Here is a 21,481-nt window from a genome sequence, read left to right as displayed (position 1 = left end):
TTACCCCAGCACCACATTGGCGGCCGATTCGGGCAGATCCTGGCCGAAAGCGCGCTGGTAGAACTCGGCAACGAGCGAGCGTTCCAGCTCGTCGCACTTGTTGAGGAAGGTCAGCCTGAACGCCATGCCGATATCGCCGAAGATCTCGGCATTCTCGGCCCAGGTGATGACCGTGCGCGGGCTCATGACAGTCGACAGGTCGCCGTTGATGAAGGCCGAACGCGTCATGTCGGCGACACGCACCATCTTGTTGACGATCTCCTTGCCCTTGCTGTCGCGATAGTGCTTGGCCTTGGCCAGCACGATGTTCACCTCATTGTCGTGCGGCAGATAGTTCAGCGTGGTGACGATCGACCAGCGATCCATCTGCGCCTGGTTGATCTGCTGGGTGCCGTGATAGAGGCCGGTGGTGTCGCCGAGACCGACGGTGTTGGCGGTGGAGAACAGCCGGAACGCCGGATGCGGGCGGATGACCCGGCTCTGGTCGAGCAGCGTCAGCCGGCCGGACGACTCCAGCACTCGCTGAATGACGAACATCACGTCCGGACGGCCGGCATCGTACTCGTCGAAGCAGAGTGCGACATTGTGCTGGTAGGCCCAGGGCAGGATGCCGTCGCGGAATTCGGTGATCTGCAGCCCTTCCTTGACGACGATGGCGTCCTTGCCGACGAGGTCGATGCGGCTGACATGGCTGTCGAGATTGACGCGCACCATAGGCCAGTTGAGACGGGCGGCGACCTGCTCGATATGCGTCGACTTGCCGGTGCCGTGATAGCCCGACACCATGACGCGGCGGTTGTAGGCAAAGCCGGCGAGGATCGCCATCGTCGTGTTCTTGTCGAACAGATAGTCGGGATCGATGTCGGGCACATGCTCGCTCGTCACCGAATAGGCCGGCACCACCATCTTGGACTCGAAGCCAAATTTCTCCTTCACCGACACGGTGCTGTCTGGCAGGTTGGCGATGTCGCGATCGACCTTGTTCATCTTTATCAACGTCTCCACGGGCGAACGCCGCGTTTCGCCGGCAACCGATTTTGTTCGGGGGCGGTCTTAGAGCCTTTTCCAACCTTATGAAAGTTGGAAAACGACACGAACCGAATGGTCGCTCAGCACAATCCTGCCTGCTTGAGCACACGATAGGCCTGGAGCACATCGCGGAACCGGTCTTCCGAACCTCTGTCGCCGCCATTCGCATCCGGATGGTGGCGTTTCACCAGTTCCTTATAACGCGCCTTGATATCCTTGCCAGTCGCCTTTGTATCAAGGCCAAGCGTTTCCAGCGCCTTGGCCTCAAGCGGCTTGGCCTTGCGCTCCCGCGCTTCGCGCGGATCCTTCGGGCCTTTGAACAGGTCGAACGGATCGCGCATGCGGTTGTAGTAGCCGGCGCGGCCGGAACGCTGCTGGGCGAAATCGGGCGAGGAGCGCGTCGAGGCGCCGTTGACGCCCATCTTCCAGGTTGGCCGGTGGCCGGTCATCGCTTCCTTCTGGAAGCGGGCGATCTCGGTATCGGGGACACCGGAGAAATAATTGAAGCCCTTATTGTACTCGCGCACATGATCGAAGCAGAACTGGAAATATTCGCCCTCCTTCATGCGCCCGACCGGCGCGCGATGGGTGCCGGCCTCCTTGCAACCGTCCCATTGGCAGATCGGCGAGCGCGACTTCAGCTCCGCATCCTTCTCCGGGCGGATGCGAATTTTTTCGAAATATTTGGGGTACGGTTTCATCTCACCCATTTATGGGCTGTTCGCTGGTGCGAAACAAGAATTGACATTTTTGCAATGATCGCCCTAACCGCTGAATCGGGGCATAAAGCGGGCGATCGGCGAATTTTGTCGCGGCGACGGTACCGCGCTTCCTTCCGCACGCGCAAAGGGCGCCGATTTTCGAGGGTCATGCGCCCGCATATGTGGTGAAGGGAAGTACGAATGTCCATACAGTCAACGATGGAAGGCAAGTTGAAGAAGGCGTTCTCGCCGGAGCGGCTGGTGATCATCAACGAAAGCCATCTGCATGCCGGCCATCACCATCAGGATTCCGACCATCACGGCACTTATGACGGCACCGGCGAGACGCATTTCCGCGTCCGCATCGTCTCCTCAGCCTTTGCCGGCATGAGCCGAATCGAGCGCCATCGCGCGGTCAACGCATTGCTGGCCGACGAGCTGAATGCTGGTGTCCACGCGCTGGCGATCGAACCGGCCGCGCCGGACGAAAAGATCAGGTGGTAGGCTTCAGCCGAGCGCCGCCTTCAGGAAAGTCATCACTGCACGGGTCAAGGTGTCGCCTTCGCCGAAGTCGCGGTTGATCGACATGTGCGAATAAGCGCTGCCGTCGAACAGTGTCACCTCGGTTCCGGTCGCCCGCAGGCGCTCGGCGAAGGCCCGCGAGGCCGCCGCACGACCCGATGCGCGCGAATAGGCGATAAAGGTCGGCGGATGTTTGCGGCTCCCGACATGGGTCGCAGGCGACAGCACGCGCCACTGCGACGGGTCGGGAAAGGCCCGGGCATAGGCCGGTGTCATGCCGCCGCTCCTCGCAAGCGCCTCCAGATCATAGGCCCTGGTATCGTTCAGAACCAGCGCCGCGACGCCGGGCAGACCGCCGCGCAGCCCGGTCAGTGCGGCGAGATGGCTGCCGGCCGAATGGCCCATCACCGCTATCCGGTTCGGATCGCCGCCGTATCTGGCGATGTTGGCGCGCACGTAACGATATGCCTGCTCGACATCGTTGGCCTGGGTGGCGACATCAGCCTTAGGCAGCATCCGGTAGTCGATCGAGACGAAGCAGAAGCCATTGTCGAGCAGGAAGCGCGGCTTGACGTCGACGTTGGTGCGATTGCCGGCTCGCCAGGCACCGCCATGGATGAAAAGGACCACAGGCAGGGAGCTAGCGCCAGCGCGCGCGTAGATGTCGAGCCTGGCCGGTCCGTAGTCGAAAGTTTGCGGAGATGGCAAAAGCCGGCGCGGCGCCGCCGAAGCGCTGGCCGGCAACAAAGCCATCGACATCAAAAGCAGGATTCGCCGATCGATCACCGTCATCTCCAGACAGCCCAGCCGAAAAGTGCACGCCGGCGCGGCGAGCGTGCAGTCAAGGATTGGCGAGCCGCGACAGAACCTACCAGAACTAGATGTCACCGGCCGGCCTGATCCTCAGCCTTGCAATCCGGTTCTTGTCGCGCTTCATGACGACGAAGCGCTTGCCGTGAAAGGTGAACGCCTGCTTCTCGTCCGGGATCAATTGCGTCTCGTGGATGACGAGACCGGCAATGGTGGTGGCTTCTTCGTCCGGCAGGTCCCAGGCGAGCGCCCGATTCAGGTCTCGGATCGACACAGTGCCGTCGACGACGACGGAGCCGTCGGCTTCCTGCTTGACGCCCTGCACGTCGATGTCGTGCTCGTCGGCGATCTCGCCGACGATTTCCTCGATGATGTCCTCCAGCGTCACCAGCCCCTCGACCTCGCCATACTCGTCGACGACGACTGCGAAATGCGCCTTGCGACGCAGGAAGGCGTTGAGCTGTTCCTGCAGTGTCGTGGTATCGGGCACGAACCACGGTTTTGAAGCGATCTTCATCACGTCGATCTTGGAAAAGTCGTTGCCGACATCGTTCAGCGCGCGCAGCAGGTCCTTGGCATGCAGAACGCCGACGATGTTGTCGAGCGAGCCCTTCCACAAGGGCATGCGGGTATGCGGGCTCTGCAGGATCTCGCGCACCACCGCTTCCGGCGGATTGTCGGCATTGACCGAGCGCATGTTGGTGCGGTGGACCATGACATCGGACACTTCGAGCTCGTCGAGATCGGACAGGCGGCCGATGCGGGCGTGATCCACGCGCACCACCTGGCCGTCGCGCCGAAAATCGTCGACGGCGCCTCGCGCTTCATCATGTTTCGAATGCTGCGGCTCGATGCGCTGCAGTTCATAGCCGAAGGCAGCGAGCAGGCGCGCGCGAAAGGCGAAAGCGAGCAGGCCGAGCCCGGCCAAGACACCAGCGGCAATCCAGCCGGCCTCGTTCATCCCGGGCGGCTCTTCTGCCGACCCGGGCTGCCTTTCGGCTGACCCGGGCGGTTCTCCCTCAGAAACGACAGCACTTCTGACCCCGGCACATCCTTGGCGATGAAGGCCTGGCCGATGCCGCGCGTCAGGATGAAGGTTAGCGCGCCGCGCGAAACCTTCTTGTCCTGGGTGATGAAGGCAAGCAGCGCTTCGGCATCAGGCAATTCACCCGGAATATCGGCCGTGCGCCAGGGCAGGCCAACAGCGCGAAGATGCGCCTCGACGCGCGCCGCATCGTCGGGACTTGCCAGGTTGAGGCGTGACGAAAAGCGATAAGCCAGCGCCATGCCGATGGCGACTCCCTCGCCGTGGACGAGACGGGCGCTGTCATAGTGGGTGGCGGCCTCGAGCGCATGGCCGAACGTGTGGCCGAGATTGAGCAGCGCGCGGTCGCCGGTCTCGAACTCGTCGCGGGCGACGACATCGGCCTTGGCGCGGCAGGCTTCGGCGATGGCCTCGGCCCGCTCCGGGCCGCCGGCGAACACTTGGCCCCAGTTTTCCTCCAGCCAGGCGAAGAAGTCGGGGCGATCGATGAGCCCGTATTTGGCGAGTTCGGCGTAACCCGCCCGGAAATCCCGGATCGGCAGCGTATCGAGCACTTCGGTGTCGGCCAGCACCAGTTTCGGCTGATGGAAGACGCCGACGAGGTTCTTGCCGCGCGCGCTGTTGATGCCGGTCTTGCCGCCGACGGAAGAGTCGACCTGCGCCAGCAGCGAAGTCGGGACCTGCACGAAATTCATGCCGCGGCGCACGATGCCGGCGGCAAATCCGGCCAGATCGCCGATGACACCGCCACCGAGCGCGATGACGACATCGCCGCGTTCCAGTCTTGCGGCGAGCACGCCGTCCACCACCTCTTCGAGATGCGCGAAACTCTTGGTCTTTTCCCCAGCCGGCAACGTGATCACGGCGGGCTGGATGCCGCCCTTTTCAAGGCCGGCCTTCAACGTCTCGAGGTGTGCTGCGGCGACATTGACGTCGGTGACCACCGCGGCGCGCGTGCCGGGCAGGCGGCGCGAAATCTCGCTGCCGGCGCGCAAAAGCAGGCCGGAGCCGATCAATATGTCATAGGCACGATCGCCGAGCCCGACTTCGACGGTGACTGTCGTATTGGTGCTCACGACCGCACCTCGCCTGTCGCGGCCGCAACGCCGAAATACCCGCAAAGCGCATTCACCACCTCGGCCGCGATGACCTCCTTGCGATCGTCGCGGGTCGGCACGGTGACATCGGCGGCTGCGTAGACCGGATAGCGCTCAGCCATCAACCGCTCGATCACGGCGCGGGGGTCGGCGCTTTTCAGGAGCGGCCGGTTCTGCTTCTTGGAAACGCGGTCCATCAAGAGGTCGATCTCGGCCTTCAGCCATACCGACACGCCATGGCCGGCAATGGCCTCCCGCGTCTGCGCACTCATGAAGGCGCCGCCGCCCGTCGACAGCACCTGCGGACCATGTTCCAGCACGCGCAGGATGACCCGCTGCTCCAGCGCCCGGAACTCGGTCTCGCCATAGCGTTCGAACAATTCAGGGACGCTCATGCGCGACACGCTTTCGATCTCCTGATCACTGTCGATGAAAGGCAGTCCCAGGATCCCCGCCACCTTGCGGCCGATCGCCGTCTTGCCGGCGCCCATAAGGCCGACAAAGACGATGGAACGGTTGCCCAGCCGGCCGAGCAGCGCGGCATGGCTCTCATCGGGAGGATTTGCTGGTAGTGCGTTCATGACACCATGATGTTTCTAAGCAGGTTCCGCCAAGTATCCTACGGTTTGGCGACAAGAACTGCGACGAGCCAAAGAATCTAAGCAGGCATTCGTGGGCCAGCCCACGAATGCCTGCTTAGGCCCACTTTGCCGGCGTATCGACATCAAAAGCCTGATTGCGTCAAGCGTGGCGGCGCCGAGCGTCGTCCGAGCTTCGCCCTTGAATTGGCCGGATTGGCGTCTCATAAGGGCACAGGGTTTGGAAACGCAGAACAAGAAGACGGGCGAAAATTGATGCCGACACTGTTCCGCTTTGTCGTGACGCTCACGATTCTGGCCGGCATTGTCTATGGCACGATGTTCGCTCTGGCGATGTTCGTCGAGCCGAGAAAGACCGAAATGAGCGTACGCATTCCTCCCGAAAAGCTGAACCCCAAGAAAAACTGACCCAAAAGAGAAAAACTGACCCAAAAGAAATGAATAGCGCGGCCCGCATCGAAGCCTTTTTGGAAATGATGAGTGCCGAGCGCGGCGCTGCCGAAAACACGCTTTCCAGCTATCGCCGCGACCTCGAAGACGCTTCGGCCGAGATCGACGGCGGGCTCGCGGGTGCCACCGACGCCGATATCCGCGGCTATCTCGACGAGATCGCGGCGCGCGGTTTTGCTGCCACCTCGCAGGCACGCAAACTGTCGGCGATCCGCCAGTTCTTCAAGTTCCTCTATGCAGAAGGCCTGCGCGGCGACGACCCGACCGGAACCTTGGACAGTCCGAAGAAGGGCCGGCCGCTGCCGAAGACGATGAGCGAGGCCGACACCGGCCGGCTGATCGACCGTGCAGCGCAGGAGGCAGCTGACGCCTCGCTGAACGATGGCGACAACCTGGCGGCGCTGCGCCTGCATGCGCTGGTCGAGGTGCTCTACGCCACCGGCCTGCGCGTTTCCGAACTGGTCGGCCTGCCGGTCACGGTGGCGCTGCGCGACGATCGTTTCTTCATGGTGCGCGGCAAGGGTGACAAGGAACGCATGGTGCCGCTGTCGGCAAAGGCGCGCATGGCAATGCGGGCCTGGCTCGCTGCCCGGGCAACGGTGCCGGCTTTCGCAGATAGCCCGTTCCTTTTTCCAGCAGCAAGCGACAGCGGCTATCTCTCCAGGCAGGTTTTCGCCCGCGACCTGAAGGGTCTTGCCGCGCGCGCCGGCATCGCCTCTGCGAAAATATCGCCGCATGTGCTGCGCCATGCTTTCGCCAGCCATCTCCTGCAGAACGGCGCCGATCTCAGGGCCGTGCAGCAGTTGCTTGGCCATGCCGATATTTCAACGACGCAGATTTACACGCATGTGCTGGAGGAGCGGCTGGTGCGGCTGGTCAACGATCATCATCCGCTTGCCGACTAGACGTCATATCGCTATGTGAGGACGACGTTCCACCGCCCGGCGCCTCTATTTCCCAGGTTCCGTCAGTCATTGCCTCCCGGCTTATCGGTCCGCTCAAGAATGTACAATTACCTCGATTTCGAAAAGCCGGTTGCCGATCTCGAAGGCAAGATTGTCGAGCTGAAGAAGCTCGCAGAGAATGGCGAGGCGGTAGATGTCGGCGATGAGATCAGCCGTCTCGAGAAACGCGTGCGTGACGCATTGCGCGACACTTATAGGGCGCTGACCCCGTGGCAGAAGGTGCAGGTGGCGCGCCATCCGGACAGACCGCATTGCGTCGACTACATAAAGGGCCTGTTCAACGATTTCACGCCGCTTGCCGGCGACCGCAATTTCGGAGAGGACCAGGCGATCGTCGGCGGCTTCGCCCGCTTCCGCGGCGAGCCGGTGGCGATCATCGGCCAGGAAAAGGGTTCCGACACGGCCAGCCGGCTGAAGCATAATTTCGGCTCGGTACGGCCGGAGGGCTATCGCAAGGCGGTGCGGCTGATGGAACTCGCCGATCGCTTCAACATCCCGTTGCTGACGCTGGTCGACACGGCCGGCGCCTATCCCGGCGTCAATGCCGAGGAGCGCGGCCAGGCGGAAGCCATCGCCCGCTCGACCTCGGCCTGTCTCGGCCTGAAGGTGCCGTCGATCTCGGTGGTCATCGGCGAAGGCGGCTCGGGCGGTGCCATCGCGATCGCCACCGCCAACCGCGTCTACATGCTCGAGCATGCCATCTATTCGGTGATCTCGCCGGAGGGCGCCGCCTCGATCCTGTGGCGCGACACCACCCGCTCGAAGGATGCGGCGACCAACATGAAGATCACCGCCCAGGATCTGCTGGAGCTGAAGATCATCGACGCCATCATTGCCGAACCGCTCGGTGGCGCCCATCGTGGCCCGGAAACGGTGATTGCCGCCACCGGCGACCTCATCGCCAAGACGATGAAGGAGTTCTCCGGCGCCAACACCGATTTTCGCGAGCAGCGCCGCGAAAAATACCTGGCTATGGGGCGAAACCTTTAACGCGAGATGGGTGTCCGCGCCGTAATGTGGCGAGATTGAGCGCTTCCGCCACAAAAATGCCGCGGCATTCGGTTCAATCAAATTGCTGTAAGGGGATGCGTCCGGCGCTTGCGGTAAGGAATTTTCAAGGTTACCGGGCTTAGGGTTGGGCCTGACGGCGCTGATGCCTGCGGTCCGAAAGAAAAGACATAGCCATATCCATGTTTGCCAAGCTTGCCCGCACCGGACTTCTGATTGCCGCGATAGGCGTCGCCGGCTGCAATGATTCTTCGATGAAGGATTTTGCCCCCCACGCCAATAAGCCGCTGCCCGACAAGATCCTGGCCAGCATGAACGCCAAGGGCATGACCCGCACCTCGCCGGTGATGGCCCGCATCTTCAAGGAAGAGGGCAAGCTCGAAATCTGGAAGGCCAAGACCAACGGCCGCTACGACTTGGTCGCCAGCTACGACATCTGCAAATGGTCGGGCAAGCTGGGCCCCAAATTCACCGAAGGCGACCGCCAGGCGCCGGAAGGCTTCTATACGGTCCGTCCGGCGCAGATGAATCCACGGTCGAGCTACCACCTTGCGTTCAACATCGGTTATCCCAACGCCTACGACCGCGCCAATGGCCGCACCGGTTCCCATCTGATGGTCCATGGCGCCTGCTCGTCGTCGGGCTGCTATTCGATGACCGACGCACAGATCGAGCAAATCTACGCCTTCGGCCGCGACGCTTTCCAGGGCGGCCAGACCGAGTTCCAGATCCAGGCCTTTCCGTTCCGCATGACCGCCGCCAACATGGCGCGCTATCGCAAAGATCCGAACTACGAATTCTGGAAGATGCTAAAGGTCGGCTACGACAATTTCGAGATCACCAAAGTGCCGCCGAAGGTCGATGTCTGCGAGAAGCGCTATGTCTTCAACCAGGTCGCGGCTGACGGCGCGACCTTCGATCCGGCCGGCGCCTGCCCCGCGACCACGCAGCCGGATTCGCTGAAGAGCGCCTTCAATGCCTATCAGAGCACCTACGAAGCGGCTTTTAACGGCGCGGTCAAGGCTAGCGTGCCGGCGCCCAAGCCGACCATCGCCGGGATCAAGGAAGCCAGCATCGTCTCCGAGTGGTCGAAGAAGCGCGCGCGTGGCGAACGCGTGCCGATCGAGCCGCCCTCGCTCAACGCCGACGGCTCGTTGACGGCGACGGCGCGCATGGGCCGCATCGATTCGCCGGCCGGCCGCAAGATGGCCGCGCTCGACGCGGAGAAGGCCGCCAAGCAGAAGGCCGAGGAGCAAAGGCTTGCCGCGATAGAAGCAGCCAAGGCCGAGAAAGAGGCAGCTAAGGCTCAGGCTCTGGCTGAAGAGGAAGCGGTCCGGGCCGCAGCCGAAGCGCCTGTCGCCACTGCAACCGTCGTGCCCTCCGAGGCCGCCGCGGCAATCGAAACGCACGCGGCGAGTGCCGACGAAAGCACGACGACAAGGCTGAAGAAGAAGCTGCTCGGCATGTTCGGCGGCTGAGGTTCATGCTTGAACAAGAAGATGGGGGCCAAGAAGACAGGCCCTCAACCAGCCCCGCCGCCGTCTACGATCTCAAAGGCCTGAACTGCCCGTTGCCCGTGCTCAAGGCAAAAAAGCGGTTGGCAACAATGCAGCCGGGCAGCCGCCTGTGGCTTGAAACCACTGATCCCCTCGCCGTCATCGACATTCCCGCCTTTTGCACCGAGAGCGGCCATCGATTGATCGAAACGGCAGCGATATCAGGCGGCCATCGCTTCCTTGTCGAGCGCGGCGGTGGCTGAGTCTCAACTTAGCTCGTTCTGGCGAAAGCGGCTGAGCGGACAATCTCTTGAGGGGGAGATGCCAAGTTTTGGCAAAGAGGGCAGGCCAGAGAGGTTGCCGCGCGTGAAGCGCCAACCTTTTCTTTCGTCCTGCGGGGCGTCGCACCAGCCGAGGCGACCCCCCTCTGTCGCCTTCGGCGACATCTCCCCCTCAAGGAGGGAGATTGGTAGCTGCACGGACGCCGCCAGCTCGGGAACGTTTGCAATTCCGTTAGAGGACAGTGCGGCGTTCGGAAATTGAAGCTACCGCCCGGCGATGGCCAGCGGGTTGTTTTCCAGCGCTGCGCGGTCCGGTGTGTCGATCGACGGCCGGCTGGTGACGGCGGCAAACAGCCGGCGGACGTAGTCTTCCGGCATGTCGAGCGTGATCAGCACCAGCCTTGTGCCGCGTTGACCGTCCGGCCAGGACGGCAGCCGCGCCGGCGGATGAAGGATCTTCTGTACGCCGTGGACGACCAGCGGCCGCGACGGGTCTTCCAGCAATTCGATGACGCCCTTCATGCGCAACAGGCGCTCGCCATGCGCCGATCGCAACAGGTCAAAGAACATCTCGATCGCCGAAAACGGCACCGGCCCTTCATGAACCAACGAGTAGGAGCGCACGCGGGAATCGTGCCGATGGTCGTGATCATGGTCGCCGTGGTCATGATCGCCATGGTGATCATGGGCGGCTTCCTCGCCCAGCCAGCGCCGCACGTCGGCGGACTTGGTGGCCGGGTTGTAAAGGCCGCAATCGAACAGCGCCGCCACATCGGTCCTTCTGTCACCCGCATCGAGCAGCTCGGCACCCGGATTGATCTGCCGCAGCCGGGCCCGCAAGGCCTCGACGTCGCGCGGATCGGTGGCCAGATCGGCTTTCGTCAGCACGATGCGGTCGGCGACGGCCACCTGCTTCACCGCCTCGACATGGGCGTCGAGCGTCGCATTGCCGTTGACCGCGTCTACCAACGTGATGACGCCGTCGAGCCGGAAGGCGTGGACCAGCGCCGGATGCGCCATGATCGACTGCAGCACCGGCGCCGGATCGGCGAGGCCCGTGGTTTCGATGACGACACGGGCGAGCCGGGCGATGCGGCCGGTCTGCAGCCGGTCGACGAGATCGGCCAGCGTATCGACCAGTTCGCCGCGCACCGTGCAGCAGAGACAGCCGTCGGAAAGCTGGATGATGCCGTCTGAGGCCTGTTCGACCAGGAGGTGGTCGATCGCCACCTCGCCGAACTCGTTGATGATGACCGCGGTGTCGGCAAGTGCGGGATCCCTGAGCAGCCGGTTGAGCAGCGTCGTCTTGCCGGCGCCGAGAAAGCCGGTCAGCACCGAGACGGCGACGGGAAAGCCGCTGCTCATCAGGCTAGTTCAAGGCCTTGGCGGGCTGGTCGTCCTGGGCCGTGGTGGCGGAACCGATCACTGCCGGCTCGGCGCCGGGCGGCGGCGGCAGGTCGGGCCGCCAGTTCGGCAGCGGCACGTCGGCATATTCCCGGCCCGATGCATCGAGCATCGCCTTCGGCTTCGGCCCGGTGGCGCCGCCAAGGCCGACGGCGACCAATGTCGGCACATGGTCGAGCTTTTTCCGATAGGGAGATTTTGGCGCATTCTTATCGCCGACAGTGACCGCTTCCGACTGCTCCTTAGCCGGCTTCTTCCTGCAAATCTCGTCATTCAGGTTGTTGACCGATGTGGTGTCGCCATAGGAAGGCAGCGCCGCCACCGTCAACCAGCCCGGTGTCGGCGTGGCAAAGCCGTGGTCGAGCAGCCTGGCGACGGTCTCGGCGCGGGTGACGGCCGACTTCTCGCCAAGCACCACCGCCACCAGCGTGCGCCCGTCGCGTGTTGCCGAGCCGATCATGTTGAAGCCCGAAGGACAGACGAAACCGGTCTTCATGCCGTCGGCGCCGGGATAGCGGCCGATCAGGAGATTGTAGTTCGGGATCTGCTTCTTGCCGACGGCCAGGCCCTCGATCGAGAACCATGGGGCATACTGCGGAAATTCCGTGCGGATCGCCATCACCAGCAAGCCGAGGTCGCGCGCCGTCGTATACTGGTCCGGCGAAAACAGCCCGTTCGGGTTGACGAAATGCGTTCCGGTCATGCCGAGCCGGCGCGCCTCGGTGTTCATGCGTTCGGCGAAAGCGGCCTGCGAACCGCCGATGTTCTCGCCGACGGCCATGGCGACGTCGTTGGCCGATTTGACCAGCATCATCTTCAGCGCGTTGTCGAGCCGCATGACCGAACCCGGCTTGAAGCCCATCTTGCTCGGCGGCTCGCCGGCGGAACGTTTCGAGACCTTGATTGGCGAATCGAGCTGGACCTCGCCGGCCGCAATCGCGCGGAACGTCACATAGGCGGTCATCAGCTTGGTCAGCGAGGCAGGATACCAGCGCTTGAAAGCCTCCTGGTGCTGGAGGATCTTGCCATTCCCCAGATCGAACACGATCGTCGGATTGGCGAGAGCCGGTCCGGCCAGCACCGGAAACGCCACGGCGCCCGCCAGCAATAGTTTGAGGAAACGCCTGTACCGCATGGTGGAATCCGAAATCGCCTCTTGCCGCAGTCGCCTCTGGCTCCGTAAGATTTGTTACGCGATCGCCAGCATGGTGATCCGGCCCCTATCCGGATCGCAATCTTGCGGTGCTATTTAGCCTATGTGACGTCAAGATGGCAAAGTGCCTGAATGACAATTGTAAAACAGCAGGCACAATTTGCAAAGCAGCAGGCAGAGCCCGTCTGCTCCAACAGCGAGATGGAACCATCATGCCGATCCTGAACCGCGCCGCCGAAATGCAAGACGAGGTCGCCGGCTGGCGCCGCCATCTGCACCAGACGCCAGAGCTGAATTTCGACGTCTTCAAGACCGCCGCCTTCGTCACCGAGAAGCTGAAGGCCTTCGGTTGCGACGACGTGGTGACCGGGCTCGGCAAGACCGGCGTCGTCGGCATCATCCGCGGCCGCCTGGGCGAAGGCACGACCATCGGCCTGCGCGCCGACATGGACGCGCTGCCGCTCAACGAGATCTCCGGAAAATCCTACGCCTCGACCATTCCGGGCAAGATGCACGCCTGCGGCCACGACGGCCACACCGCAATGCTGCTCGGTGCTGCCAAATATCTTGCCGAGACGCGCAATTTCGCCGGCTCCCTCGCGGTGATCTTCCAGCCGGCCGAAGAAGGCGGCGGCGGCGGCAACGAGATGGTCAAGGAGGGCATGATGGAGCGCTTCGGCATATCCAAGGTGTTCGGCATGCACAACATGCCGGGCCTGCCGGTCGGCCAGTTCGCCATCAAGCCGGGCCCGATCATGGCGGCGACCGCCGAATTCACCATTACCGTCAACGGCCGAGGCGGGCATGCGGCGATGCCGCACGGCACGATCGACCCGATCGTCATCACCAGCCAGCTCGTCGGCGCCCTGCAGACGATTGCCTCGCGCAGCACCGATCCGGTCGAGGCTGTCGTGGTGTCGGTGACGAAATTCCACGCCGGCGACGCCTACAACGTCATTCCCGAGAGCGCCGAGATCGCCGGCACCGTGCGCACGCTGAAGAAGGAGGTCGCCAGGAAGGCCGAGGAGCGCGTGCGCGCCCTCTGCGAGGGCGTGGGCGCGGCCTTCGGAGCAACGATCGAGGTGGATTACAATGCCAATTATCCCGTCACCTTCAACCATCCGGAAGAGACGGTCTTTGCCAGCGACGTCGCCGCTGATGTCGCCGGCGAGGCGCATGTGCATCGCGCCATCCAGCCGGTGATGGGCGGCGAGGATTTCTCCTACATGCTGGAAGCGCGGCCGGGCGCGTTCATCTTCATCGGCAATGGCGACACCGCCGGTCTCCACAATCCGGCCTACGACTTCAACGACGAAGTCATCCCGCACGGCATGAGCTATTGGGTGAAGCTCGCGGAGACGGCGCTGGCCGCCTAATGCATACAATGCCTACCTCGGGCTTGCCCCCCGAAGGTACGCAGCCAACGCGACGCCGATACCCACGCATCTATGATGGGCGGTCATGTAGGGTGGAGGAGCACCGGCTGGGAATCTATTCGAAAATCAATGGATGGTGCCTGGACCCCTATGGTCCGCTCTTCGGGTCGTCGACCTCCAGCGCTTCCATGACGGGCGCCAGATCACTCTCTTCGACCGGATCGGCCTGCTGCTGTTCGCCGGTCCGGGCCTTGTCCAGAGCTTTCTCAATCGCCTCTTCAATGTCGCCGATCTCGTCTTCGCGTACCTCGTGACCATAGCCGGCCGCGTCGGCATCTTGTTCGAATTGCTGCGCCAGGACCGCCACGCTCACCTCGCTTTCAGCGGGCAGGTTACCGACGTTCTCCTGGAGCCAGGTTTCAAAGAACTCTTTCGTAGCACTCATGCGGCATCTCCTTCGGCACACTAAAGCGCGGCGGTGGTCCGAAGTTCCGCTATCCCCAGCTCATCTTTGCGATCCACCTCGCAACCGGCCGATTGCATCGAGCCTGCCTCTTGGCGAAACGGTCCGAAGCGGTTATGTGTCGGGCCGCGTGGTCCCGTAGCTCAGTAGGATAGAGCGGCAGATTCCTAATCTGTAGGTCACAGGTTCGATTCCTGTCGGGATCACCAACAAAATCAAAAGCTTGGTGATCATTTGGGCGGCGGCCATGTCGCGCCATGTTGCAATTGGCTACCGTTGATTTCCAAAGGTTCCTGCGACTATCGGCGGATCCACGCGACATGGACGTGACATGGGGAGGCTATGGGACTGGTTTGAGGCAGCGGGCCGTTACAGCTGACGCCGGCGAGGCATCAGCGGGCCGGTTGACCTCCGCCTATCGCGCCTTGCCCGAATGACGTCGAGCAAGGCGCTGGCGCGGAGGCCGGCGATAAGCCTCATGACACTACGCCCTCGATCAGTGCCTTGATGACACGCTCAGTCGGGTCCTCGCATCCGTTAAACCTGGCAGCAATGTCGATCGAGGGGTATCTCCGTCGAAGTTTCTGCTCGTCCTCAGTTGTAGGACGTGCTGCACAGAGCGCGACCAAGGCATCATCCATAGACCGAGCGACTAGCCGAGATTACGATGCAATCCTCCGCCGGTAGAGCATCAATCATGATGATGTCGACTACGATCGGTACGGATTGAACGTCCAGACGAATTTCGCGACAGCAACGAAAAACAGCGGGCAGCTGCTGAACGCCACGTGAGCAAGATGAACAGTCTGATGAGTGTTATGCCTGCGGGGGTGATAGTTGCTACAGTGGCCAGCGCATTAGCCGCATCCCTTGCCAGTCCAGAACTTCTAGATTGGGTGAAGGGGATCGTCGCAGCTTTTCACTAACTTAGAGGTACATCCAACCTTCGGAAATACCGTTGCACGTCCGGATGTTCGCGGTCGTCCTGCCTGGGGCAGTTCAGCGCACAATGATCACCCTCAAGCGCCATCGCGTCACCAAGCGTCGCAACGTGTCCTCTGACAATCGATAGTCTTTGAACACCCTGCGCCTGCTTGACTGTAAGGGCCTCGGTGCCGGGTATATTGAGCGGTCGAAGACGCACGCCTGTTTTTGGCGCTGTTTTGGCAGGAAGACGAACAACGCTCGCTCTCATTCCTCGCGACCTTCTGACCAGCAACGAAACGCGCTGTTAACGCCGTTCGCGGGTGACAGGATGTAGGCCGCAGTTCGAAAGTGTAGTCTGCATTTAGCTGTCAGCCGCGGAGGCGGAAATGAAGTTGCTTCGAATTGCGCTCCTGTGCACGGCCATGATCGGCCTTGGAATGCCTCCCGTTCGAGCTGAGGATCAGCCGGCTCTGCCGAACAGCGAAGCAGCAACAGAGCAGCCGCCAGTTCATTGCGAGGGGCAAAACTGCCTCCCGCCGGCGGATAACCCTGTGCAGGAATGCACCGGACAAGATTGCATGCCAGCTCCGCCGACTGAACCGGGTCCGGAGATTGAGCAGGTCGAGTGAGCAGCAGCAACGGACGATCTCTCTGTTGGCAGGGATACGGCTCATTGTTCGGCCTTCCGGCCAGCAGCGCCACCGCTGGCGTTCCAGACTGTGCCAACCAAATCGACGCCTAGGCTGCACCTTCGCGAACAGCCGGAACCAACGGCGACGACAAATGGTTTACCAATCGAAGGGACTCCAATGGATGCAGGATAATGGAATTTCTGGATTTGGAATTGGCGAGAGCCCGACAGCGGCTCAGGCGAGCGGAGCTCTCCCTTAGGCGTGCGAATGAAATGCTGGATGAAGACTGCGGTGTCGGCATCAATATTGCGTTGTGCAGCAGGATACGGGCTGCGCAACGTCGCGTGGCCGAGGCCAGATCGCGGTTGATGAAGATCGATCCAACCAGCGCTGACGGTTTTCGCACGGGTTGAACCATCTCGCCCGTCGACGCCGCTATAGCTCGGGGTCATGCGGCAGCACCTCCTGGCCGCTGCCCGTGCCCACTTTGCAAGCAAAGCTCGCGCTGAACAGCGTCATGAAGCGCTCGCGGTTCGCGGTTGATAGTATCCCGATTGAACCCGGCACGTTGCGTCTGTCCGCCCAAGGTCGCAACCACCTGCTTCCAGTAGTTCGTCGTGGCGGCGCCGCGCTTGACCGAAAGCACCTCGGCAACACGTCGGACTTTGCCGACACGCTTCGCCATCGGGAAGGCGATCACCAGACAGGCGGGTTCCAATCCAGAAGTTCGAGCTGCTTCATGCAACCCTCCGCTTGGCTCGCGCGTAAGCGCCTAGTTCTTCACCTTCATCGCCTGCCCCCGCAAGGGTCCAAAGCCGCCCTCCGTCAAACCGATAGCCCGGCTAGAACCATCATGTTGGTATAAATCTGAAACACTATCGTGCAGATCGCTGCGAGCGAGATCGGCACGCCAAACGGCACGACGCCTTTGCGGTCCAGGTGCTGAACGTAGAGGCGGAAAGCGCCTTGCGGCAGCATGAGCGGATTTTTGACGACCATCGCCGTGGCGAGAGCGAAAACCAGCAGCAGCACTGAAAATACGACGAGGCCGCTGCCGCCTATCAGCAACGGCAGCACCGCCATCAGCTTGACATCGCCGGCCCCGATCTTGCGCATGGCCCAGAACGGAAAGAGCGCAACAAACAGCAAAAGACCGGCAAGCGCGCTCAGGCCCATGTCCCACCACGACCCGGCTTGCACCGATAGGAGCTGCAGCGAGCCCAAACCCAGGCAAAGCAGCAGCAGCACATTCTGGTTGGATATCTTCTGGGTTGTAAGGTCGAGCCAGGCGATCCTTGCCAGCAAAGGAATGGCTAGTCCCTTCAGCAGCAGCGATGCGGCGAGCAACATGCTATCGCCTTACCGCTCGAGATTCTTCACGCTCGACGAAAGGAGCAGCAGATTGTTGGCCACGGTCGGATCGTTGGGCACCAGCTCATAAGCCTTGAGGAAGTTGCTGCGTGCGTCCTGCAGCTTGCCGCGCAGCAGATAGGAATAGCCGACATTGTTGTAATATTCGGGCGTCCCGCCAACCAGTCGGAAGGCTTGGCGATAGGCGTAGTCGGAGAGGTCGAAGCGGCGGATGCGATCGCTGCAGGCGGCCAGGCCCATCCAGGCACCACCATCATTGGGCGCCAGTTGCGTCGCCTTGTAGAACAGGGCGCCGGCATTGCCGTAATTTTCCGCGCGGAACTGGTTCTTGGCTTCGGCAATAGCCTGGTCCGAGGCATAGTACTCGACGTCGCTGACCGTCTTCAGCCCGTCGAAGGCATCGCCAAAGGCTGTCATGTCACCTTTTGAGGGCTCGTTGGTGCGGACGACGCCGCTGCTATCAGCCGTCTGGCAGCCGGAAAGCACGATAAGCAGCAAACCGGCTATGGCTGCGAGGCGCATTGGCCCTGTCATTTCGTCCCCCAAAAGAGTCCTCCGACTCTGTATTTCGACCAAAGCACATGATCGCCTAGAAGAAAATGCCCCTCATTCGAATGATCACCGGCAACATGATGACCATCAACACGACTGGAAAGATGCAGAGCCCCAACGGGATCATCATCTTGACCGGCAAAGCATTGGCGCGCTCTTCGGCACTCAGGATTCTCTGGCTCCGCATTTCGTCGCTGTAGACGCGCAAGGCCTCCGTGAGACTAGTGCCAAGTTCTTCCGACTGCCTGAAAAGCACAGCCAGCGCCTGCGCCTCGTCAAGACCAATGCGGTCGGCGAGTTCGCGCAGGGCCTCGCGCAATGGCTTGCCGGCGCGCAACTGCAAGGTCATGATCGAAAGCTGGATGCCCAGCCATCTGTGGGTGCCGGCCAGTTCACCGCTTACACGCTCGACGGCCGCCTCGAGGCTCATGCCTGCGTCGGCGCAGGTTATCATCATGTCCATGAAATCGGGAAAGCCACGACGATAGATCCGCTTTTGTGCCTTTTCGAAGCGATCGAGCAGGACGCTTGGAACCACGATGCAGGCGAGCCCAAACAAAGCAGAACCGGCAAAGGCGATGAAGCCGGGTAATTCAGGCGGCAGGACTCGTGACAGCAGCGCATAGGCAGCCAGAAAGCCGACACAGACCGCGCCAAGTCGCGACAAGGTGTAAATGAGTGGCGCGCTCGACTGATAAAAGCCGGCGCGAAAGAGCTTCGCGTCCAAGGCGCTGGGCTCGTCCCGCTCCTTTTCGATCGATCGAAAATATGCCTCCACTGGCCGCTGCGCTGCGATTTTGGCAAGCTGCTCCTGTCCAACGAGCGAACGGCGATCGGAAATACCTTCGGCCATCAGGCTTTTTGCGACCAGCTTGCGCGTCTGCAGCGCCGGCAAGAAGACGAGAGCGCCGAACAGAAAAAGTGCAACCGCTGCCACGAAGACGGCAATGGAAACCAACATGCTCAGGTTCTGGACGTTCGAAAACAAGTTACGCTTCGCCCCTGTTCAGAAATCGAAATTCACCATTCGATACATAATGAAATCGCCTAACAGCGCCCACGACCCGAAAATCAGGAACACCGGCAGGATAACCGGATTGTTCCAGACGGTTCCGTAGTAGGCTGGGGCAAGTATCTGAAGGATCAGGAACATCGCGACCGGGAACAGTGAGATGATCCATGCCGACACTCGGCCCTCGGACGAAAGCGCCCTGATTTTCATGCGCAATTTCTGCCTCTCGCGCAAAACTGACGACAAATTGTGTAGAATTTCGGTGAGATTGCCGCCGGTCTTGGATTGAATGGACAGCGACACCGATAGCAGATGAAGACCTTCGAAGCCGACGCGTTGGGAAAGTTTGCGAACGGCTTGCTCAATGCTGAGTCCGAAGGTGATTTCGTCGGAAACGATGCCGAATTCGGTGCCGAGCGGATCAGGCATTTCGCGGGCGACGAGACCAATCGCCACCGAAGCCGGATGTCCGGCGCGCAGTGAACGAACGATCATGTCCAGTGCATCCGGGAGCTGTTTCGCGAATTTCTGGATTCGCTTGTTGCGGGCGCGCCGAAGAACAAGAAGCGGCAGCACAAATCCGACCACCAGAAAAACGATGAGCGATACCAAGGTCGAGAAACCCAAAAAGATCGACAACACCGACGCCAATGCCAGGCCAGCGAGCAGGAAGGTCGCGGCGAAAGACAGCGGGTTCCCGGTGATACCGGACTGGGTATAAAGCCTGTTTAGCCCGATCAGGCCAAACACAAAGTCGCCCGAATCCGTCAGCCCGCGTTCGCGCAGCAATCCTTGCAAGGTCAGTTCGGCCGGAACCTCATCAACCAGACGCTTCATCCGGCGGTTAATCGTGCTGACCCGCGAGCGGCGCTTGGCAAAGGAAAAGTACAGGGCCTCGCCAGCGAGAATCGTCGAGGCGGCCGCGAGCACATAAATGAAGTAGAGCAAAGTCTGACCGGTGGGCATCAGAGCGCAACCTGCGGATTGAAGGCGTCCTTGGCAAAATGATGGCCAAGCGTCGCCGCCTCCGGGGCAAAGCGTGGACGGACGCCGGTAGCGCGAAAATCGCCGATGATTTTGCCCTCCGGCGTCACCTCCCGGCGGACAAAATGGTAAATCTCCTGAAGCTGGACGACATTGCCCTCCATGCCGGTCAGTTCGGAGATTGAAACGACGCGCCTTCCACCGTCCGAAAGACGCTGCGTCTGCACGATGATGTCGATGGCCGACGCAATCTGCGCTCGGATGGACTCATGGGTCATCGGCATGCCGGCCATCCCGACCATCTGCTCGAGGCGGGAGATCGCGTCGCGTGGCGTGTTGGCATGGATGGTGGTCATCGAGCCTTCGTGGCCGGTGTTCATCGCCTGCAGCATGTCGAAGGCTTCCTCGCCGCGAACCTCGCCGACGATGATGCGGTCGGGCCGCATGCGCAGCGCGTTCTTCAGCAGTTCGCGCTGACGAACCTCGCCCTTGCCCTCGACATTCGGGGGGCGCGTCTCCAGGCGGCCGACATGCGGCTGCTGCAATTGCAGTTCCGCGGCATCCTCGATGGTGATCAGGCGCTCCTTGGCCGGGATGTAGCTAGACAGCGCATTGAGCAATGTCGTCTTGCCGCTGCCGGTGCCGCCCGAAACCAGGATCGACTTGCGCGACTGCACCGCGATCCGCAGGAGGTCGATCATCGGCTGGCGAATGGAGTTGAGCGCCATCAGGCGCTCGAGCGAATAGGGATTCTTGGAGAATTTGCGGATCGACACCAGTGGGCCATCCACCGAGACCGGCCGCACCGCGATGTTGACGCGCGAGCCGTCTTCCAGGCGCGCATCCGCCATCGGCGCCGATTCATCGACGCGCCTGCCGATGGCCGAGACGATCTTGTTGATGACGCGCAGAAGGTGCGCCTCGTCGCGGAAGCGGATCGCCGTCTCCTCGATCACGCCGCGCCGCTCGATGAAGACGCGCTTGTGGGTATTGATCAATATGTCGGTGATCGAGTCGTCCTTGAGCAGCGGCTCGATCGGGCCAAGGCCCAGCATCTCGTCGGCTGTCTCACTGGTCAGCCTGTCGAGCTCCCGCGCGTTCAGCGGTACGGCGCGAGCACGAACGAACTCGCGAACGATTGGCCGGATTTCGTTCAGGATCTCGTCCTTCGATGCCGTTTCAAGCGCGGCAAGATTGAACCGGTCGATCAGATGGCGGTGGAGCTCGACCTTGAGCGTCAGGAAATCGTCACCTGCCGCTTCGACATCGGCTGCCGGGGGAAGCGCTGCTACCGGCGACGTCACGATCGGCTCAACCCTTGGCTCGACCCGCGGTTCGCCTGGCCCCTTGGTGAATCGGCCCAACATCACGCTTCTTCCCCGTTTAATCCCCACGCTGAAACTAAGCGTTAACCACGGATGGCACAAGCGCCAGCTGCGCACCATGCAAATTAATACTTCACACATAGTTAAGATCAAGCATCAGAAAATGCGACGTTTATTTGGTCAGCGACGCTGTCCTAATGCAACACGGGGGCTCGCCTTTCAATGCAAAGTGCCTTTTTTGCCACAAAGGCGTCATGGAGCTCACCTAAGGCCTTAGAT

22 protein-coding genes and 1 tRNA gene are annotated in these 21,481 nt (G+C 61.7%); 8 read left to right on the top strand and 15 right to left on the bottom strand.

Translation table 11 applies throughout. From position 1 onward, the window contains the following. Together cobS and A9K68_RS07160 are read right to left on the bottom strand one after the other, a co-directional pair. Positions 1-987 carry a cobaltochelatase subunit CobS gene (gene cobS / locus A9K68_RS07165; protein ID WP_065007510.1) on the bottom strand — a complete coding sequence of 329 codons (987 nt, stop codon included), beginning with the start codon at positions 985-987 and terminating at the stop codon, positions 1-3. 122 nt (positions 988-1,109) lie between these two features. Next, a complete protein-coding gene (locus A9K68_RS07160) occupies positions 1,110-1,739 on the bottom strand; it encodes a J domain-containing protein (RefSeq protein ID WP_036262308.1) in 630 nt (209 codons plus the stop codon). 192 nt (positions 1,740-1,931) lie between these two features. On the opposite strand from A9K68_RS07160, the gene A9K68_RS07155 reads away from it, so the two are divergent. Next, positions 1,932-2,234: a BolA family protein gene (locus A9K68_RS07155; protein WP_065007387.1), complete on the top strand. Its 303-nt coding sequence runs from the start codon at positions 1,932-1,934 to the stop codon at positions 2,232-2,234. Between the two features lie 3 nt (positions 2,235-2,237). On the opposite strand, the gene A9K68_RS07150 is transcribed toward A9K68_RS07155, so the two are convergent. From A9K68_RS07150 to A9K68_RS07135, 4 genes are all read right to left on the bottom strand, one after another. Beyond that, positions 2,238-3,038 carry an alpha/beta hydrolase gene (locus tag A9K68_RS07150; protein ID WP_065007511.1) on the bottom strand — a complete coding sequence of 267 codons (801 nt, stop codon included), beginning with the start codon at positions 3,036-3,038 and terminating at the stop codon, positions 2,238-2,240. Positions 3,039-3,129: 91 nt separating this feature from the next. Continuing rightward, positions 3,130-4,023 carry a transporter associated domain-containing protein gene (locus A9K68_RS07145; protein WP_065007388.1) on the bottom strand — a complete coding sequence of 298 codons (894 nt, stop codon included), beginning with the start codon at positions 4,021-4,023 and terminating at the stop codon, positions 3,130-3,132. Then, on the bottom strand, positions 4,020-5,183 hold the full coding sequence (gene aroB / locus A9K68_RS07140; protein ID WP_065007389.1) for a 3-dehydroquinate synthase: 1,164 nt from the start codon (positions 5,181-5,183) through the stop codon (positions 4,020-4,022). The genes A9K68_RS07145 and aroB overlap by 4 nt, the downstream gene beginning before the upstream one ends. After that, a complete protein-coding gene (locus A9K68_RS07135; RefSeq protein WP_029348639.1) occupies positions 5,180-5,785 on the bottom strand; it encodes a shikimate kinase in 606 nt (201 codons plus the stop codon). The genes aroB and A9K68_RS07135 overlap by 4 nt, the downstream gene beginning before the upstream one ends. A gap of 273 nt (positions 5,786-6,058) precedes the next feature. Between A9K68_RS07135 and A9K68_RS07130 the strand changes: the two genes are divergently transcribed. The 5 genes from A9K68_RS07130 to A9K68_RS07110 all read left to right on the top strand — a co-directional run bounded on the left by A9K68_RS07130 (position 6,059) and on the right by A9K68_RS07110 (position 9,985). After that, on the top strand, positions 6,059-6,211 hold the full coding sequence (locus A9K68_RS07130; protein ID WP_029348640.1) for a hypothetical protein: 153 nt from the start codon (positions 6,059-6,061) through the stop codon (positions 6,209-6,211). Between the two features lie 29 nt (positions 6,212-6,240). Then, positions 6,241-7,158 carry a site-specific tyrosine recombinase XerD gene (locus tag A9K68_RS07125; RefSeq protein ID WP_065007390.1) on the top strand — a complete coding sequence of 306 codons (918 nt, stop codon included), beginning with the start codon at positions 6,241-6,243 and terminating at the stop codon, positions 7,156-7,158. A gap of 99 nt (positions 7,159-7,257) precedes the next feature. Then, complete coding sequence (locus tag A9K68_RS07120) at positions 7,258-8,208, top strand: acetyl-CoA carboxylase carboxyltransferase subunit alpha (protein WP_065007391.1); 951 nt, start codon at positions 7,258-7,260, stop codon at positions 8,206-8,208. Between the two features lie 200 nt (positions 8,209-8,408). Beyond that, positions 8,409-9,704, top strand: a complete 1,296-nt coding sequence (locus tag A9K68_RS07115) for a murein L,D-transpeptidase family protein (protein ID WP_065007392.1) — start codon at positions 8,409-8,411, stop codon at positions 9,702-9,704. 5 nt (positions 9,705-9,709) lie between these two features. Continuing rightward, positions 9,710-9,985, top strand: coding sequence for a sulfurtransferase TusA family protein (locus A9K68_RS07110; protein WP_051694953.1), 276 nt, complete (start codon positions 9,710-9,712; stop codon positions 9,983-9,985). A 282-nt stretch (positions 9,986-10,267) separates the two neighbouring features. Here the strand turns inward: A9K68_RS07110 and A9K68_RS07105 are convergent, their stop codons facing one another. Further along, a complete protein-coding gene (locus A9K68_RS07105) occupies positions 10,268-11,368 on the bottom strand; it encodes a GTP-binding protein (RefSeq protein ID WP_065007393.1) in 1,101 nt (366 codons plus the stop codon). A gap of 4 nt (positions 11,369-11,372) precedes the next feature. Further along, entirely contained in the window at positions 11,373-12,542 is a 1,170-nt protein-coding gene (locus A9K68_RS07100) for a D-alanyl-D-alanine carboxypeptidase family protein (protein WP_065007394.1), read from the bottom strand. Between the two features lie 230 nt (positions 12,543-12,772). Here A9K68_RS07100 and A9K68_RS07095 point away from each other — a divergent pair, with 230 nt between their 5' ends. Then, entirely contained in the window at positions 12,773-13,936 is a 1,164-nt protein-coding gene (locus A9K68_RS07095; RefSeq protein ID WP_065007395.1) for a M20 aminoacylase family protein, read from the top strand. 148 nt (positions 13,937-14,084) lie between these two features. On the opposite strand, the gene A9K68_RS07090 is transcribed toward A9K68_RS07095, so the two are convergent. Next, positions 14,085-14,381, bottom strand: a complete 297-nt coding sequence (locus tag A9K68_RS07090) for a DUF768 domain-containing protein (protein WP_065007396.1) — start codon at positions 14,379-14,381, stop codon at positions 14,085-14,087. A 150-nt stretch (positions 14,382-14,531) separates the two neighbouring features. On the opposite strand from A9K68_RS07090, the gene A9K68_RS07085 reads away from it, so the two are divergent. Next, positions 14,532-14,608 (top strand) — tRNA-Arg (locus A9K68_RS07085). 1,388 nt (positions 14,609-15,996) lie between these two features. Here A9K68_RS07085 and A9K68_RS07080 read toward each other — a convergent pair. From A9K68_RS07080 to A9K68_RS07055, 6 genes are all read right to left on the bottom strand, one after another. Further along, positions 15,997-16,410 (bottom strand): hypothetical protein, encoded by a 414-nt coding sequence (locus tag A9K68_RS07080; RefSeq protein WP_156768255.1) that lies wholly within the window; start codon positions 16,408-16,410, stop codon positions 15,997-15,999. 373 nt (positions 16,411-16,783) lie between these two features. Beyond that, positions 16,784-17,308: a prepilin peptidase gene (locus A9K68_RS07075; protein WP_065007400.1), complete on the bottom strand. Its 525-nt coding sequence runs from the start codon at positions 17,306-17,308 to the stop codon at positions 16,784-16,786. 9 nt (positions 17,309-17,317) lie between these two features. After that, a complete protein-coding gene (locus A9K68_RS07070; protein ID WP_065007401.1) occupies positions 17,318-17,851 on the bottom strand; it encodes a tetratricopeptide repeat protein in 534 nt (177 codons plus the stop codon). A 67-nt stretch (positions 17,852-17,918) separates the two neighbouring features. Then, positions 17,919-18,842, bottom strand: a complete 924-nt coding sequence (locus tag A9K68_RS07065) for a type II secretion system F family protein (RefSeq protein ID WP_246811312.1) — start codon at positions 18,840-18,842, stop codon at positions 17,919-17,921. 45 nt (positions 18,843-18,887) lie between these two features. Continuing rightward, positions 18,888-19,859, bottom strand: coding sequence for a type II secretion system F family protein (locus A9K68_RS07060; protein WP_065007403.1), 972 nt, complete (start codon positions 19,857-19,859; stop codon positions 18,888-18,890). Further along, the gene (locus A9K68_RS07055; protein WP_065007404.1) at positions 19,859-21,244 is read right to left on the bottom strand and encodes a CpaF family protein; all 1,386 of its coding nucleotides are present in this window, start codon (positions 21,242-21,244) and stop codon (positions 19,859-19,861) included. The genes A9K68_RS07060 and A9K68_RS07055 overlap by 1 nt, the downstream gene beginning before the upstream one ends. Between the last annotated feature and the right edge of the window lie 237 nt (positions 21,245-21,481).

This window comes from Mesorhizobium sp. AA22, from assembly GCF_001672375.2.
Lineage (GTDB): Bacteria > Pseudomonadota > Alphaproteobacteria > Rhizobiales > Rhizobiaceae > Mesorhizobium > Mesorhizobium wenxiniae.
Note: the sequence above shows the minus strand (reverse complement) of the source record. Positions and strands in the feature narration are given on the sequence as shown.

Coding starts and splice junctions, on each gene's coding strand:
- cobS (WP_065007510.1), bottom strand. CDS start 987: ATGAACAAGGTCGATCGCGACATCGCCAACCTGCCAGACAGCACCGTG.
- A9K68_RS07160 (WP_036262308.1), bottom strand. CDS start 1,739: ATGGGTGAGATGAAACCGTACCCCAAATATTTCGAAAAAATTCGCATC.
- A9K68_RS07155 (WP_065007387.1), top strand. CDS start 1,932: ATGTCCATACAGTCAACGATGGAAGGCAAGTTGAAGAAGGCGTTCTCG.
- A9K68_RS07145 (WP_065007388.1), bottom strand. CDS start 4,023: ATGAACGAGGCCGGCTGGATTGCCGCTGGTGTCTTGGCCGGGCTCGGC.
- A9K68_RS07135 (WP_029348639.1), bottom strand. CDS start 5,785: ATGAACGCACTACCAGCAAATCCTCCCGATGAGAGCCATGCCGCGCTG.
- A9K68_RS07130 (WP_029348640.1), top strand. CDS start 6,059: ATGCCGACACTGTTCCGCTTTGTCGTGACGCTCACGATTCTGGCCGGC.
- A9K68_RS07125 (WP_065007390.1), top strand. CDS start 6,241: ATGAATAGCGCGGCCCGCATCGAAGCCTTTTTGGAAATGATGAGTGCC.
- A9K68_RS07120 (WP_065007391.1), top strand. CDS start 7,258: ATGTACAATTACCTCGATTTCGAAAAGCCGGTTGCCGATCTCGAAGGC.
- A9K68_RS07115 (WP_065007392.1), top strand. CDS start 8,409: ATGTTTGCCAAGCTTGCCCGCACCGGACTTCTGATTGCCGCGATAGGC.
- A9K68_RS07110 (WP_051694953.1), top strand. CDS start 9,710: ATGCTTGAACAAGAAGATGGGGGCCAAGAAGACAGGCCCTCAACCAGC.
- A9K68_RS07105 (WP_065007393.1), bottom strand. CDS start 11,368: ATGAGCAGCGGCTTTCCCGTCGCCGTCTCGGTGCTGACCGGCTTTCTC.
- A9K68_RS07100 (WP_065007394.1), bottom strand. CDS start 12,542: ATGCGGTACAGGCGTTTCCTCAAACTATTGCTGGCGGGCGCCGTGGCG.
- A9K68_RS07095 (WP_065007395.1), top strand. CDS start 12,773: ATGCCGATCCTGAACCGCGCCGCCGAAATGCAAGACGAGGTCGCCGGC.
- A9K68_RS07090 (WP_065007396.1), bottom strand. CDS start 14,381: ATGAGTGCTACGAAAGAGTTCTTTGAAACCTGGCTCCAGGAGAACGTC.
- A9K68_RS07080 (WP_156768255.1), bottom strand. CDS start 16,410: ATGACCCCGAGCTATAGCGGCGTCGACGGGCGAGATGGTTCAACCCGT.
- A9K68_RS07075 (WP_065007400.1), bottom strand. CDS start 17,308: ATGTTGCTCGCCGCATCGCTGCTGCTGAAGGGACTAGCCATTCCTTTG.
- A9K68_RS07070 (WP_065007401.1), bottom strand. CDS start 17,851: ATGCGCCTCGCAGCCATAGCCGGTTTGCTGCTTATCGTGCTTTCCGGC.
- A9K68_RS07065 (WP_246811312.1), bottom strand. CDS start 18,842: ATGTTGGTTTCCATTGCCGTCTTCGTGGCAGCGGTTGCACTTTTTCTG.
- A9K68_RS07060 (WP_065007403.1), bottom strand. CDS start 19,859: ATGCCCACCGGTCAGACTTTGCTCTACTTCATTTATGTGCTCGCGGCC.
- A9K68_RS07055 (WP_065007404.1), bottom strand. CDS start 21,244: ATGTTGGGCCGATTCACCAAGGGGCCAGGCGAACCGCGGGTCGAGCCA.